At 71.0% G+C, this 15,712-nt stretch carries 8 protein-coding genes; 3 read left to right on the top strand and 5 right to left on the bottom strand.

Going from position 1 to position 15,712, the window contains the following annotated elements; all coding sequences use genetic code 11:
• A partial coding sequence (locus tag CVO76_RS12525; protein ID WP_208739491.1) for a 23S rRNA (pseudouridine(1915)-N(3))-methyltransferase RlmH occupies window positions 1-456 on the bottom strand: 456 nt, incomplete at its 3' end.
• 193 nt (window positions 457-649) lie between these two features.
• Here CVO76_RS12525 and CVO76_RS12520 point away from each other — a divergent pair.
• Entirely contained in the window at window positions 650-991 is a 342-nt protein-coding gene (locus CVO76_RS12520) for a hypothetical protein (protein WP_432206099.1), read from the top strand.
• A gap of 25 nt (window positions 992-1,016) precedes the next feature.
• Here CVO76_RS12520 and CVO76_RS12515 read toward each other — a convergent pair whose 3' ends face one another.
• The 4 genes from CVO76_RS12515 to CVO76_RS12500 all read right to left on the bottom strand — a co-directional run bounded on the left by CVO76_RS12515 (window position 1,017) and on the right by CVO76_RS12500 (window position 11,871).
• Window positions 1,017-2,999: a serine/threonine-protein kinase gene (locus CVO76_RS12515; protein WP_208739490.1), complete on the bottom strand. Its 1,983-nt coding sequence runs from the start codon at window positions 2,997-2,999 to the stop codon at window positions 1,017-1,019.
• Window positions 3,000-3,084: 85 nt separating this feature from the next.
• Entirely contained in the window at window positions 3,085-7,383 is a 4,299-nt protein-coding gene (locus CVO76_RS12510; RefSeq protein ID WP_208739489.1) for an FtsK/SpoIIIE domain-containing protein, read from the bottom strand.
• Between the two features lie 61 nt (window positions 7,384-7,444).
• Window positions 7,445-8,791, bottom strand: coding sequence for a hypothetical protein (locus CVO76_RS12505; protein ID WP_208739488.1), 1,347 nt, complete (start codon window positions 8,789-8,791; stop codon window positions 7,445-7,447).
• Window positions 8,788-11,871: a hypothetical protein gene (locus tag CVO76_RS12500; RefSeq protein ID WP_208739487.1), complete on the bottom strand. Its 3,084-nt coding sequence runs from the start codon at window positions 11,869-11,871 to the stop codon at window positions 8,788-8,790. The genes CVO76_RS12505 and CVO76_RS12500 overlap by 4 nt, the downstream gene beginning before the upstream one ends.
• Before the next feature lie 212 nt (window positions 11,872-12,083).
• On the opposite strand from CVO76_RS12500, the gene CVO76_RS12495 reads away from it, so the two are divergent.
• Together CVO76_RS12495 and CVO76_RS12490 are read left to right on the top strand one after the other, a co-directional pair.
• Window positions 12,084-12,365 (top strand): pyrophosphorylase, encoded by a 282-nt coding sequence (locus tag CVO76_RS12495; protein WP_133080355.1) that lies wholly within the window; start codon window positions 12,084-12,086, stop codon window positions 12,363-12,365.
• 257 nt (window positions 12,366-12,622) lie between these two features.
• Window positions 12,623-15,712, top strand: a 3,090-nt coding sequence (locus tag CVO76_RS12490) for a DUF6531 domain-containing protein (protein ID WP_244185947.1), incomplete at its 3' end; no start/stop codon positions are given.

Below are 15,712 nucleotides of genomic sequence, written 5' to 3'. Positions count from 1 at the left end.
GGCTGGGTGGTGGTAGGACCGGCCGCCGGCGATCTCCTGGGCGCGGTACACCTGCTCCGCGAGGATGAGGCGGACGAGCTGGTGCGGGAAAACCAGCGGGGAGAGGGACCAGATGAAGTCGGCGCGCCGGTGCACGTGATCATCGACGCCGTACGCGCCGCCGATGATCACGGTGACGTTGCGGGAGGACTCGAGCGGGCGCAGGAGGGTCCGCGAGAGCGTGGGGGAATCGATGGCCTTGCCGCGCTCGTCGAGCAGCACCACGTAGTCGTCACCGAGCCTGGCGAGGAGCCGCTCGGACTCCTCCCGGCGCGCGGCGTCGTGCTCCCTCGCCGAGTGGACGATCAGCTGCCACGACAGGTCGAACGGTTTCTTGAGGCGTTTCGCGTAGCGCTCGATGCCCTCGGCCACCCAGCTCTCGTGCTTGCGGCCCACTGCGAGCACCCGGATTCCCATGTGATCAGGCTATCGCCAGGGGAAGGACTCCGGCCCCGCAGTGGCCCCGGGATGAACTGCGGGCGAACGCCAGGCAAAGGACAAGCGCTTGCACAAGACCTTCGTGCGCGGAAGCTTTCCTGCCCGGTGACAGGTGCCGTAAGTACGCTTACTAAATTCTGTGAGGACCACGAAGTGAACGAAGGGGGCGGCAATGTCGACCATCACCGGCGGGATGGACGCACCAGGCACAGCGGGGAAGGACATCCGGCTGATCCTGGCCGGGCACGTGCACTTCCCGTCGTCGTCGCTCTTCGCAGGGATCCCCGTGTCGGTCGCGTCGTCGACCTGCTACACGCAGGACCTCAACGTCCCCGTGGGCGGGATCCGCGGCCGGGACGGGGCGCAGGCCTTCAATCTCGTGCACGTCTATCCGCACACGATCGTCACGTCGGTGGCCACGCTCGGGTCCTATCCGACCGTCGGGGAGTACATCCCTCCGGAGGAGGCACGACGACGCCTGACGGCGGGGATCGGGACTCCCGTCCGGCGCTGAGCGGACGGGAGCACCCGGGCCGGGGTCAGCCGTTCGCGTCCTCGCGGGACGTGATCCCGAAGCCCGGGGACTGCAGTTCGGTGAAGTTCCCGACGGTCGCGCGCACCGTGCACTCCGGCGTGATCTGCAGGGCGGTGACGGTGAGCCCCGAGCTGTCGACGGCGAGCGCCCCACCGCAGCCGTCGGAGAACCGCACTCCGTCCTCGCCGCCTGCGACTGCTGTGAACATCTGCGACGGCTTGCCCGACGCCGGACTGACGTAGAGCGGGTTCAGCTCGTCCGGGCCGCCGGCCCACACGGGGATGAGCGTGATCTTCAGGGGGCTCGGCGTCACCACACGCGCCGGGGTGCGGACCTCCACCCCGGTCAGACGCTGAACGGGGTAGGCGGTGCCCGGAACGGCCGGGTCCTGCGTCGCGGCCGACGTCGCCTCGGACCCGCCGCGGAGCCACGCATCGAGCGCCTGCTGGTCGGCGGGCTGCGCCGACACCGAGGCGGTCACCTGGACCGACCCTCCCGCCGGGACCTGCAGGTCCGACAGCGTCCAGCCGCACACGACATCGAGCCCGGTGATGGAGGCCTGGTTGCGCTTGGCGGGGGCACCCTCCCAGCTCACGGCAGGGCACGCCTCACCCTCGGCCATCCCCGGGACCACCTCGAGGAACTCCCCGGACAGCGGCGCCTTCTGTGCTGCGTAGGTGAGCGTCAGGCGGATCCGGCCGGAGGAGGGCTCGTAGGCGGCGGCCCGCGAGATCGTCAGGCCGGTGGGCAGGGCGGTGTCCTGCGTCTGGGCCGACAGCGGAGCGCCGGCACCGGCGGACGCCGCCGGCCGCTCGGCAGGGCTGAGGACCACGAACCCGACGACCATCCCCACCAGGAGGAGCACAGCCGTTCCCGCGAGGAGGAGGGCCTTGCGGGTGCGCCAGAACGGGAGCGCGTCCGCGGGTTCGAGTCGGGTCCCGGCCACCGGCCGCACGTCGCGTCGCGGCAGAGAGCGGACGATGGTCGCGTTGCCCGCCTCCCCGAGCCGCGGGACCTCCGTGCTGTCGTCGGCGGGCGGGGATGACGCCAGGGCTGCGAGCTCCGCGTCCGTGAAGGCGCCGCGGACCACCGTGGCGGGGCGATCGACGTCGTCGAAGTCCGCCGGGGCTTCCCCGGGCGCGAGGGGCGCGCTCGCGGCGAGGCGCAGCGCGAGGCGTCGGAGCGTCGCTGCCGCCTCGGCTGCGGTGGGGCGCTCCGCGGGGTCCTTGGACAGGAGCCCGGCCAGGACGTCCCAGAGGCCGTCGTCCACGGGGATCCTCGGCGGATGGGCGGAGACGTGGCGGTAGGCGACGCTGAAGTCCGTCCCCGGGCCGGCGAAGGGGGTGCGTCCGGCGAGCAGCTCGTAGAGCAGGACCCCCGTGGAGTAGACATCACCGGGAGGGCCCGAGCGGCCCTGGCTGATGAGTTCCGGCGGCATGTACTGCGGAGTGCCGATGAGGCCCGTCGTCTGGCGGACCCTCTCACCCACGACGTCGGAGATGCCGAAGTCGGAGACCCGGACGTCGCCCGGGGTCCACCCGGTCCAGGGCCGGGCGAGGAGCACGTTGTCCGGCTTGATGTCGCGGTGCGTCACGCCTCGGGTGTGGGCGAACGCCAGTGCGTCGAGCACCTCGGCGGTGACGCCCAGCGCGTCCGCGGGACGCAGCGTGCCGGCTTCCCGCACGACGTCCCGCAGGGAGCCGCCGGCGACGTAGTCCATGACGATGGCCAGCCTCGCGCCCTCCACCACCATGTCGCGCACCGTGACGATGGAGGAGTCCTGCAGCCCGAGCAGCACGGACCGCTCACGGACGAACCGCTCCACCAGCGAGGCATCATCGGCGTGCTCGGGACGCAGCACCTTCGCGGCGAGGATCCGGTCGTCGCTCGCGGTGACGGTCCACACCTCACCGACGGCTCCGGAGCCGACCCGCTCACCGAAGCGGTAGGACGCGCCGAGCGCCTGGCCCGTCTGTGCGAGTTGCATACCGTTCCCTCTCCCTCTCTCCGACGCCGTCGGTCTGATCTGCCGGGCGCACCCGTGTCGGGGCCCCTGTCATCGTAGGTGCCGGTCAGCCTCCGGGACTGATTGACTGGACGAGCGACACCTGTCCGCCCACGCCGAGGTATCCGCGTCCCGTGGTCAACGCCACCGGCGCCTTCCGGGGCAGCGCCGCGCCCAGCAGCTCGCCGTCGTAGTCCACATCCGGCTGCAGCAGCACGCCGAGGCGTGACTTGCGGACCGTCTTGGTCCAGTGTCCGTACAGTCCGCGGAGATCCGCGGCCCGGCCCGCCGCGATGACGCACAACCCCGACGTCCCGGAGGCCACGATGCCGGCGATGGACTGGTCGGGGTCCTCGAACCGCTCCGCGTCGTCCACCAGGAGGAACACCGGGCCGCGCTCGAGCCGCAGGGACGCCAGCAGGGCCGGGACCTCGTCCGCGCCGACGGCCGTGCGGTCGAGGGCAGCGGAGGCCAGGGGGGAGCGACGGTCGCAGATGCCCCAGACCTGGGCTGCTCCCTGGGGTGTGGCCGCTCCCCGCAGGGCCGCGGCGAGTGCCATGAGCAGCGTGGACTTCCCGGAGCGGGCGGGCCCGGCGATGAGCGCATGCTCACCCTCGTAGACCTCCAGGAACGCGGGGGAGAGGTCCGACTCCTGGAGTCCGATCGGGATGCGCCACGGCTCGGCGTCCAGGTGCGGTTCCACCCCCAGGTCCTGCAGGGTGACGTCCGCAGGCAGGCGCCGGATGGCCCGGGACTTCGCGGGGGCGTCGGCCCAGCCCTGCCGTACCCGGTCCACGGCGGCGGCGACCCCGATGCGGGGCGTGGCCACATGCATCTGGAGCGCGGTGCGGGGGTCCACGCAGCGGCCCGGGAGTGCGGCCGGGATCTGCTTGCCGCGGACGCCGAGCGAGGAGTAGTCGTAGGTGTCCGCCAACCGGAACAGCCACCGCTGGAGGGTCACCTCGTTCATGGCCGAGGGCACCGCCTTGGCACGTGTGGTGGAGACCGCGAAGGAGAGTCCGAGCGCCGGGCCGTCCGCGTACGCACGGTACAGCAGGTCCAGCAGCTGCTGCCCCTCGTAGTCCTGGAGCTCGTCCCGCAGGGAGGCCAGGCCGTCCAGCAGCACCACGGTGCGGCGGTGCGTGCCAGGCTCCGCGCGGCGCCGTTCCAGCTCGCCGTGCAGATGTCGCAGGAAGCGGGCCTGCTGCTCCTTGGCGCCGGCCCCGGAACCCACGTAGGCGACGGTGTGCGGCAGCCCTTCCAGGGCCGCGAGCGCCCGCGAACCCAGGTCGAGGACCATCAGGTCGAGGTCGGCCGGATCCGTGTCCCGGGCGAGGGACAGCGCGATGGACGCCAGTGCGGTCGTCGTACCGGAACCGGCCACGCCCATCAGCATCAGGTTGCCCGCAGACAGGTCCCAGCCCGCCGCGGACTGGCGCTGCAACTCCGGCTCGTCCATGAGCGTCACCAGCACCGAGGAGCCCCGCACCCCGCCCACCCTCGGCAGGTGGTGCGGGTCGGGTTCGTCCGCGCCGTCGTCGTGCCCCTCGGGGAGGAACCCGTCCAGCTCCACGCGCTCGCCGAGGGCCTCGGGCCAGACCTGCCGCGGCGGTGCGTAGCCGGCGTCGGCGTTGGCCCCCACCACGGCATCGATGAGGAGGTCGAGGTCGTTCTCGTCCGACGCCGCGGCTGCGGACGCCGCCGCCGGGGGCACGGGGACGCCGAACCGGCGCACCTCGCGGACATCCACCGCCGCGCCCCCGCCGGCCTGCACGCGTCCCGTGACGAGGGCCGTCTGCACGGGTGTGATCTCGTCCTGGCCGAGCTTCACGTAGGCCCGGCCCATCTGGGCCCGGCCGATCGCCGAGGCCGCCGGGACGCCGATGACGTTGCTGGAGTCCTCGCGGCTCTGCACCCGCAGCGCCACCCGGAGGTTGGTGTTCGCGAGGATGTCCTCGCTGACGACGCCGGCGGGGCGCTGCGTCGCCAGGATCATGTGCACGCCCAGGGTCCGGCCCACGGCCCCCACGCTGACGAGCGCCTTGAGCACGTCCGGGAAGTCCTTCGCCAGCATCGCGAACTCGTCGATCACGAGGAGCAGCCTCGGCATGGGCTCGGCAGGGTTCGTGGCGAGGTAGGCGTTCAGGTTGTCGATACCCTCGCCGGCCGCCGCGAAGACCCGCTGGCGGCGCTCCATCTCCGCTTCCAGGGCCAGGAGGGCGCGGTCGGCCAGTTGCTCGTCCAGGTTGGAGATGGTGCCGATGGTGTGCGGGAGACGTTCGCAGGCCTTGAACGCCGCCCCGCCCTTGAAGTCCACGAGGATGAAGTTCAGGCGGGTGGGATCGTTGCGTGCCGCGAGGCCCGCCACGAGGGAGCGCAGGAACTCGGACTTGCCGGAGCCGGTGGTGCCGCCCACCAGGCCGTGCGGGCCGTCCTTGACGAGGTCCAGCGTCAGGGTCCCGTTCTCGTCCGTGCCGATCGGCGTCGACACCCCCGGGGAGGTCTCCCACATGCGGCGGATCGTGGCCGGGTCGGGGTGCTCGTAGCCCAGGAGCCGGGGCAGCCGCACGAGGGCGGGAAGGGAGGCCCCGGGGACGCTGAGCTCCGGGTCGTCGAAGTGTGCCAGGCGCATGGCGCAGCGCAGCGCCTCCTCCTCGTCGAGGCCAGCGAGGATGACGTCGTCCACGCGGACCAGGTCCTCCGGTTGCTCGACGGTGGCCGCTGCATCCGACCCCACCCTGATGATGGTGGTGCAGGCCGCCGGCAGTTGCTCCTCGGACGTGGCGATGACGATGCCCGCCACCCGGGACGTGCGCTGGTGCGCCGTCAGGGAGGCCCCCGGAACGGAGCGGCCCATGCCGAGCAGTGCGCGAGCCGGGGCGTCCCGGCCCTCGGTGAGGACCTCGGAGTCCAGGACCACCAGCAGGGCCGGCGTGGGCAGTTCGGCGACCGTGTCCTTGAGCGAGCGGAGCATGGCAAGACTCGTCTCACGATGATCGGACATCCACCGCCGGCCCGTGCTGCTGCCGGCCTGGCGGGTATGCGGGAGCCAGGAAGCCCACTCCCACTCGTCGGCGCGTCCGGCGTCGCAGAAGACGCCGACGGTCAGGTCTGCGGGTCCGACGTGCACCGCGGCCTGGGCGAGGAGGGACCGCGCGAGCGCCAGGGTGCCGTCCCGCGGTCCCACGATGCCCACCACTCCGGCGTCGGTGAGGTCCACCAGCACGGGTGCGGCCAGCAGGCGCGCCGCCGCGAGGGAGTCCCTGACCTTCTCCTGCATGCGGGGGCCGGCCGACCGATCCACCGGGGGCTTCCACGGGACGTCGCCCGTGCCGGCGTGCAGGGCCAGGAAGTCGTCGGCGTCGGCGCGGCGCTGCCACAGGGAGGTGGCGGGGAGAGCCGCGCGCCGTACGACGGTCGCGGGATCGGGGATCAGCCGGTGGCGCAGGGCGGTCTCGGTCTCCGCTGCCGCACGGATCTGCTGCTCGAAATCCTCGATCGCTGCGGTGAAGCGGGCGTCCTCGTCCTTGAGTCCGCGGGCGTGACGGCGTTTCTGCTCGAACCACATGCCCACGGCCATGACCGGGCTGAGCATGGCGAACATCGCGAAGCGGAGGTCCCGCAGGATGATGACCATGGCCACGGCCATCACGAGGGGCGCGAGCACGCTGATGTAGCTGAACTTGCCGGCGGGCGGGACGTCCTTGGGGCTCGGGGGGATGAGCGCGTCGGCCGCCGGGGCCTTTCCGGGACGGGGCGGCCGGTTGAAGGGCGCCGTCGCCGCGGGGGTCAGGTTGTGCAGGCTGCCCGGCGCGGGGGCCGGGGTCTCGTCGAGGGACCGGCGCAGCAGGAGCACTGTCCCGCCCGCCGTGATCGTGGCGATCTCGCGGACCAGGACGCCGTCGTCCCCCACCCTCTCGCCGTCCACGAGGGTCCCGTTCGTGGAGCCGCTGTCCAGGACCCGCACGCCGTCGTCCTCCCGGCGAAGGCGGCAGTGCTCCCAGGATGCGCTCTCGGCGGGCAGGGTGAGATCGGCGTGGGGTGACCGGCCGATGAGCATCTCGCGACCGCGAGGGACGTCGGTCACCGTGCCGGTGTGCTGGCCGCCGGCGAGTGTCACGCTCCAGTCGCGCACGCGCTGGGGAGCCGGCCACGGTGCCCGGGCGATGCGGCTGCCCTCCAGGAGGACGAGCTCCGACACAGGGGTGGACCCGCGGACCTCGGCCTCGTCCACGAACACGGACTCGTCGGGCCCAAGGCATGGCCCGCCGGCGATCTCCACCAGGTCCGCCAGCGTGGTGGCCGGCGCTGCGTGCGCCACCTCGCACTCGAAGCGACGCTCGTCCAGGTCTATCAGCACGCGCACCGGGCGATCCTTCTGTCAGTGGAGTGGACCCGTCCACGGAGCGTGGGCCGGGGACGTTCGGTCAGGGGCCGGGCGTGGGGGCCGGCGCCGGCACCCAGACGAGGCGCGGGGCGTCCTCGTCCGCCGGGCGCAGGCCCAGGTCCTGGGGGGACGCGTAGACCGGCATGGCTTTGGCGGTGAGCGCCTCGGGGCGCGAGAAGTCCAGCGGCGGTCCTGCGAGCCCTTCACCGGGACCCAGCGAGACGGAGCGAAGCGCCTCGCCGACCTCTGACGGATCGCCGCTGCCGGCAAGGGCGACCGCCCGCACCAGGGCGACGACGGCGTCGTGGCTGGCCGCGTCGGCTGCCCAGGCATCAGCGGAGAACGGGGCGTCACCGGTCAGGTTCTTGACGTCGGCGTCGCCCGCCGCCAGGCGCACGGCGGACAGGAAGGCGGACATCCCGCGCCCCTGGGCGTCCTGCTGCAGGGCGGCGCTGTCGCCGGCGGACGGCGCGATGCCGACCAGCTGCCCTGAGGCGGTCCCGTCGAGATCGGAGAGCGCGGAGGCGAAGTCCGGGGCGGTCGCGCCGTCGGGCAGGATCAGGGGTACGGAGACGTTCCGGGACTGCAGGGCCTGGACCAGACGGGCCAGCCGCTGCGGAGTGGCGGCGGAGACGACCACGGCGTCCGCGGAACCGGTGGCTCCCGTGGACCCGTTGCCCGCGGGGGCGTCCGGCGCGCGCTGCTGGTCGCCGGTGAGGATGGCGGCTTCCTGTCCCAGGCCCGTCACGTCGTCGAAGTCCTGGAGGTCGAGGGTCTGCGCGATCGGTACCGACGCAGGGGTGGGGCCGCCGTCGGTGACGAGCAGGACGCTGGTCCTGCCGTTCACCGCCGTCCGGAGGGCCACGTCGACGGAGCTGCGGGACGGCATCGTGGTCCAGAGGGACGGCGCTGCCTCCGCCGGCTGCGCGTACGGCAGGATCGCCGGGAGTCCGAGCTTCGAAGCGGCCTGGGCCGCCGCCCGGGCCTGCGTGCCCGAAGTCGCGATGACGACGCCGGACACGCCCTGCTCGGCGAGTGCCTGGACGGCGGCGCGTGCGCCGTCCTCGGTCCCGCGGTCGTTCGCGGTGGGGAGGGTGAGGGCGGCGCCGCCCTGGGCGAAGCGCTGTGCGGCGACGACTGCGCCCTGAGCCGCCCGGTTGTACTCGGAGCCGGGCTCGCCGGACTGGCCGAACGTCAGGACGACGCCGATGGTCAGGTCCTCGGGCAGGCCTTCGGCCTGCAGCGCCACGGGAACGGTTGCGGCCACGGGGTCGGGCCGGATGGCCTCGGCGGGGCGATTCACCACCGCGGTCAGGGCGATCACGGCCGCGACGACGAGAGCAGCCCCGACGACGAGCAGCGTCATGAGTCTGGTGCGCGGGCTCATACGCCGGCGTCGATCGTCAGGGTGTACAGGGTCTGCGACGTCGCGCCCTCCGGCACCTCGAGGTGGAAGGGCGGCAGTTCCTCGACGGCCGCGAGGGAGGCCTTGAACTGTGCCTGGCGCAGCAGCAGCCCGTCCACGTCCCGTGAGCGGATGTTGGTGTACCCCTCGGCGTTCTGGGAGGCGAGGGCCAGCTGGAAGTCGGCGGTGTCGGCCTTGGCTGCGCTGGTGGCCATGGAGCCGAGGAGGCCGGAGCCGTTCACCGTGCGGTCGCCGAGATCGAGCATCACGTTGTTGAGGCTCGACGCCAGCAGTGCGCTCGCGCCCTCGACATCGCGGGTGGAACCGGACGTGCTGGAGGCGATGTTCGCGAGCGAGGACCGGGTGCTCCTGTCGAGGCTCGCGGCCAGGGCGTCGCCGCGCTCGTTCAGTTCGTTGCGCTGCTTGTCCACCGTCCCGCCGGCCTCGGTCACGACGTCGTCCGAGGTCGCTTTCAGGCCGGTGATGGAGCGGTCGAACGCCGTGATGACGGAGGCGGAGCCAGCGTCGCCGATCTCGGCAACCTCCCGCACCTGGTCGTCGACGAGCTTCGAGATCTCGGTGGAGGTCTCCTTCGAGACGTCGCGGAGGGACTCCCTGATCTCGACGCCGAGTTCGTCCTGCTGCTCCTGCAGCCCCTCGAGGCTCTGGGCCACCAGGTCGGAGGAGCCGATCGCTTCGACGAGCACCACCTTGAGGGCTTCGAGTTCGTTGCGGGTGCTACTGACGTCTTCCGTCGCGGCCTCGTCCAGCTTCTTCACGGCCTCGTCGATCGCGTCCAGCCCGGAGTCGTTGCCGGTGATGGCTTCGTCCAGGTCGTCGAAGGCCCTGGAGATCTTCTGATCCGGGTCCGTGGTGTCGACGGCGTCGAGGACCGAGTCCCAGGCGGTGGCCTGCTCACGGAGCCGGACGTCCAGCGGGTCCGCGAAGTCGCGGGGCGGGATCAGGTCCAGCACGGGAAGCGCCTCGACCGTCGTCCGGAGGTGCACAGCGCTGTCCATCGTGGCGCCCGTCGTGGACCCGTCCGTTGCGAATCCGTCCGTTGCCGGTACGTCCGTCGTGGATCCGCCTGGCGACGGCTTGTCAGCGGAGGGATCGCCCGGCGTCACCGTGGGCGTCGGCGTTGGGATGATCGTGGGGGAGGGCGTCGGCTCGGATTCGGTGGGCTCTGGCTCGGGCTCTGGCTCTGGCTCGGAGTCGGACGGCTCGCAGGGCATGGACGTCAGGTAGGAGCGCAGCTCCTCCACCTCGTCTGTGGAGAGCCGGCCCCTCCGGGGAGAATCGCCGTCGGCCAGCTCGCACAGCTCGTCGGCGAGCTGCAGGGTCTGTTGCGTCATCGAGCCGTCCCGCCGTGAGCCGTCGACCAGTTCGCCTCTGGCTTCCTCCGCTGTCTCGCCGATGGCCCTCAGCTTGTCCCGGAGACCGTCGACGCTGTCGCGGGCCATCTCCGAGGCATCCCGGGTCGTTCCGACGGACTTCCGGGCGGCGGTGATCGCGTCCCTCACCGCTGCGAGGGCCGTCGCGTAGTTCTTATCGTCCGCGGCACCGGCGAGCAGCGTCTCAAGGTCCGCATCCACCCGTTCCAGCGCTTTTGTGGAACTCTCCTGGTCGGCGATCGCGTTCTCGATCATCTGCGGCTGCAGGCCCGCGACGAGCGCGTCGCCCTTCGCCTTGAGGCCCAGCAGGGCAGCCGTGACGGTCGTTGCTGAACTGCGCAGCGAACAGGTCACCGAGCCCTGTTCGGCGCACTCCTCCGGTGTCGGGTTCTCCGGGCCCACCGTGATCCTGAGGGAGTCGGCGACGGAGTCGCGGCAGTCTGCGCTGACCTTCGCGTAGGCATCGAGCTGCGCCGCCATCGTCAGGATGCTGGAGTAGACGGTGGCCGTTTGGCCCGGCTTCGGCACCTCGGCGGAACAGCCGTCGCCGGAGATCGGGACCGTGGTGGGCGCGGCCGACGTGTCGCCTAGCATCGCGTCCACCGCGGACACGGTCTGCTGCAGCTGGGACATCGTGGTGGACTGCGTCGCGTTCGTCGCAGCTTCCAGGTCCCCACCGAGGACCTGCAGCTGCTCCTTCAGGTCCAGCATCGTCCGGGCCAGGGCCTGGGAGTTGTCGCGCAGTTCACCGGCAGTCTCGACGCCCAGGGTCTCGGCGGTGGTTTCGAGGTTCTGCCGGACGTCCGTGATGGTGGATCCTGCCTTGGTCAGCACGATGTTCACGTCGGAGACCAGGGAGATGGTGCGCCGCTGCAGATCGAGCTCGGACCCCGTACCCGAGGAGAATGCGCTGGTGACCACGCCGTCGGCGCTCAGATCGTTGTTCAGGCCCGGCTGCACCGCCAGATCGAATGCGGGCACCTGGAAGTCCTCGACGTCGGCCACGAGGCGCAGCGTGGTACTGGCTCCGGAACGTGGCGGGGCCAGGACCGTGGCCCACTGCACGACCGCCGAGCCGTCCTTCGTGCTGCTCAGAACCCCGTTGGTGCCCGTCGAACCGTCCGCGGAGCCCGGGGTGACGTCGTCCGCCCGTACGCCCTCCAGCTTCGTCGATGCGGCGATCGTCAGCGGAGCACCGACGAGGGCGGTGTCGGAGCGGGTCTGGCCCGCCGCGTCGTACTCGATGGCCTGTGGCTTGACGGTGAGGTTCTCGAGTGTCAGGTCTATCTCGACCGGGCCGGTGTGCCCCTGGAGATCCGTGAGATCGGACCCGGACCTGTTCCCGGCCCGGTACTGGAGGCTCACCCGCACCGGCAGCTCGCCCACCGTGTCGGCGGTGTTGTACTCCGTGTCCTTCGCAGAGGACTCGCCGGTCGCGGTCACCGAGATGGTGGTTCCCTCGATCGTCTCCACGCCTGCGGCAGGGGAGAGGTTCACACGCACGGTCTGCAGGAGCTTGACCGGGTCCGACACCGGCTCCGGGTTGCGGGTGGGTGTGCACGACGTCGTCGCGATCAGTCCCACGGCAACGAGGACGGCACTCAGCCCCCGTCCGGGCGCGCCGAGGCGCCTCGGGTTGTGCTGGTGCATGCGAGACCGTGTGGCCATGATCGTCCCCAATTCCGTTCGGTGCCTTGAGCATCATACGTGCGGGCGAACGCATTCTTCGTCCGGCACTCCTGCAGTTGTTGCGGACGTTTCAGGCGACGTTTACTCCGGTAGTGGCTTTTGCGAATTGGTATTGGTAGCGTCACGAGCGTCCGCTCGCCGGTCGTTCAGCCCGGCATTGAAGCGGTTGTCTCTTGGGGAGGATATTTTTCATGTCGCGTGTGTTGTCTACCGAACAAGCGAAGGCTGCTATCGGCCAGGTCCAGTCGATCATCAATGGTGGTTTCACCGATCAGATCTCGGCGCTGGATGCGCAGGGCAGGATCCTGTCGGACCCGAATATCTGGGACGGGCCGCTGGCCTCGCAGTTCCGGGGTTCGACGTGGCCGGAGACGAAGGCCGCCCTGGACAAGGCCAAGCAGGAACTGGAAGAGCTGCGGACGCAGCTGCAGAAGATCTCGCAGGACATTTTCTCCGCCGGCGGCGGCGCCTGAGTACCCATTCGCCGATATGAGGTGAGGTGATCGCGCCGCTGGATCGAGCGGCGCGATCACCTCATCGGTGCGGATCAGTTCTACCGGCCCGTATTTCTCCCGGCCCGGGTTCTTTGCGTTTTCCACCGGCCTGAGGTGATTTCCGGGCCGGCGGGGTTCTACGGTCTCTTTCGGGTGTGGGATGCCGTCCGGCAATGTCGGCGGCTGGTCGTTTTTCGGTTCTTTCTGCTGTTTGTTGCTTCTGGGGGGCGTTGGTTGTGACCGATTTCGTTGAGGTGCCGTTGTTGCCGGTATCGGATGCGTCCGATGGTGGGCGGTTCGATTACGGGGTGGCGGGAACGGTGAAGTCGGCGTTCGAGTCCGCGGCGTCCCGGCTCGAGGAGCAGTCGGCGACCCGGGCTTCCTATGTCTCGACGGCGAGAGAGGATTTCAAGGGTCGGTTCTCGGAGATCTTCCAGGCGAATGCGACAACGGCGGCCAGTGACGCAACAGCGTTGGCGGCGGCGTTGCGGACGGTCGCCGGGTATGTAGGGCAGATGATCGACGCCGGTCATGAGGAGGACACCCGGCGGAAGAAGAACAACGAGTGGGTGCGCGAGCACAACGACCGCAACGGTTTCGAGCAGTTCGGCGACTGGTTGTTCGGCGAGGAGGCTCGCCCGAACATGGATCCCGGCAGCGCTCCCTCGTTCGCGCCGGCGTCTGCCTCGACGGGTTCCCGCCAGACACCTGCGCCCGGTGGCGGTGGGTACGGGGGCGGGACGTCCTCGGCCCGGCTGGAGCACCTGCGCACCTTCGCGACCAACGCCCGTGGACTGGACGAGGGTCTGTCCTCGGCGCCGGGCGCCCTGTCCGGGCACCTGTCCTCGTTCGCGTCGAGCTGCTACTGGGGGACCATCGAGGCCTCCGGTGTGATCAGTGCCTACCGCGAGTATCTGCGGGCGAATGAGAACGATGCGGTGTGGGCGGTCACGGTTGCTGACGCGTTCGCCGCGGCCGGTGGCGAGGGTGCCGTCTCGACGGTGTCGGATGCGGGCCTGGCCGAGGCCCTGGCCGCGGCCGGGGTCAGCGCGTCCCGGTCGGCGTTGAGCATCGACCCGCCGACGGCGGCGGGCGCGATGCCGACCAGCGGGTATGCGAATGATCCTGTGAACACCGCGACCGGGAACTTCATCGAACCCGAAACCGACCTCGGCTTCACGGGCCTGGCCTCGAACCTGGTGCTCTCACGGATGTACAACTCGCTGGGCTCGGGCCTGGACACCCCGGGGGTGTTCGGTCCGGGCTGGGCTTCGGTGCTGGACCAGCACCTGAGCCTCTCGGACGAGGGTGCCCGCTGGGTGCTGGCCGACGGCCGGGCCGTCGACTTCCCCCGCGAGGGCACCGGCTGGGGCCGGGCCGTGGGCGAGAACTACTGGCTCACCCGCGAACCCGCCACCTCTGCGGACCTGACGGAACTCGACTCCGTGTCTGACGGCGTGCATGCATCCTCCGAGTTGCTGGTGGTCCGCAACAACCAGGGCGGATGGTGGGCCTACTCCCTCGCCGGTTTCTGGTTGGGGGCCGGGTCCGGACCTGGCCGGACTGTCTCGGTGATCCGCGAAGAACCGGCTGACCTTCGCCTGCCCGACGGCGGGAGCGTGACTGTGGGTGCTGCACCTGCCGGCGATGCTGCCGATGACGGGGTGTCGGCTGGCGGGCCCGCCGGTGGTGTGCCGCTGGTGGCCCGGTTGTCGCATGGGCGGGGGCGTTTCCTGGAGATCGACTACGTGGAGGGGCGTGCCGCCGTGGTGCGGTCCTCGGACGGGCGTCGGGTGGAGTACGGGTACGACGACGCCGGTCGCCTGGTCGGCGTGACCACCGAGACGGGGACCCGGTCGTATCGGTGGAACGAGCAAGGCCTGATCGACGCCGTGGTCTCCGCGGCAGGGGTTGTGGAGGCGGAGAACACGTATGACGAGCAGGGCCGGGTGATCCTGCAGGTCACCCAGCACGGGAGACGGGTCCGGTTCGCGTACCTGCCGGGCCGGGTCACCGTCGTCTCGGACGAGGACGGCACCCGGTCCAACTCGTGGGTGGCGGATGCGAAGGGCCGCCTGGTCGGGGTCCTCGATTCGGAGGACCGGCGCCAGTCCATGGCCTACGACAGGCACGGGAACCTGGTGTCCCTGACCGAGCGCGACGGCTCCGTCACGGTGCACGCCTATGACGAGCGGGGCCGCAGGATCCGGACGGTGACCCCTGAGGGCGCGGACCTGACCTACGGGTGGGACGAGCACGACCGGATCACCACCCTGGTCACCGCCACCGGGTCCGTGGTCAGCTACGACTATCCCGATGGGATCACCCGGGACCCGTGCGTGGTGCACGACCCCCTGGGCGGCCGGACGATGCTGGAGTGGGATGACGGCCAGCTGGTGCGGGTCACGGACCCGGTCGGCGTGAGCGTCGGCTTCGAGTACGACGGGTTCGGGGACCTGGTCGCCAGCCGCAACGCTTTGGGGGACACTGCCCGGATCGTCCGCGACCAGGCCGGGCGTCCGGTGACGGCGATCAGCCCGTCCGGGGCCGAGACCCGGTTCGGTTACGACGCCGAGGGGCTCTTGGTCCGCCGTGAGGATCCGGACGGGGCGGTGTGGTCCTTCGAGTACGACCCGGCCGGACGGATGATGGCGTCGGTCGCCCCGGACGGGGGCCGGACCGAGCTGGAGTACGGGCCGACGGGGGACCTGGTCCGCACCACCGACCCCCTCGGGCGAGTGATCGAGCGGGTGGTGGATGAGCTCGGCAACGTGACCGCGGCGGTGCTGCCCGACGGCGGCTCCTGGGGGTTCTCCCATGACGCGATGTCGCGGCTGGTCGGGATCACGGATCCGGCCGGCCATGACTGGGTCCGCGAATACGACAGGGTCGGTGCGTTGACCGCGGTCGTGGATCCGACCGGAGTCCGCACCGACACCACCACCGACCGGAGGAACGGGACGGCGACGATCACGGACGCCTTCGCATCCGCGACCTACACCTTCGACCAGTACGGGCGGCCCACGAAGGTGGCCGGTGCGGACGGGTCGGCGGAGCTCATCACGTATGACGCGGCCGGGAACCCGGTGGAACTGCTCGACGGGGAGGGCGGCCTCACCATCCTGGGCCGGGATGCGGCGGGGAAGATCACCTCCATCACCTCGCCCGTCGGCGCGGTGACCCGGTACGAGTACGACGCGTGCGGGCGGCCGTGGAAGACCACCGACCCGACCGGCGCGACCACCGTGCTGGCGTATGACGCCGATCAGAGGGTTGCTTCCCGGACCCTGCCCACGGGTGAGGTCGAGTCCTTCACCTATGACGCG

The organism is Arthrobacter agilis (genome assembly GCF_002953615.1).
Taxonomy (GTDB): Bacteria; Actinomycetota; Actinomycetes; order Actinomycetales; family Micrococcaceae; genus Arthrobacter_D; species Arthrobacter_D agilis_B.
Note: the sequence above shows the minus strand (reverse complement) of the source record. Positions and strands in the feature narration are given on the sequence as shown.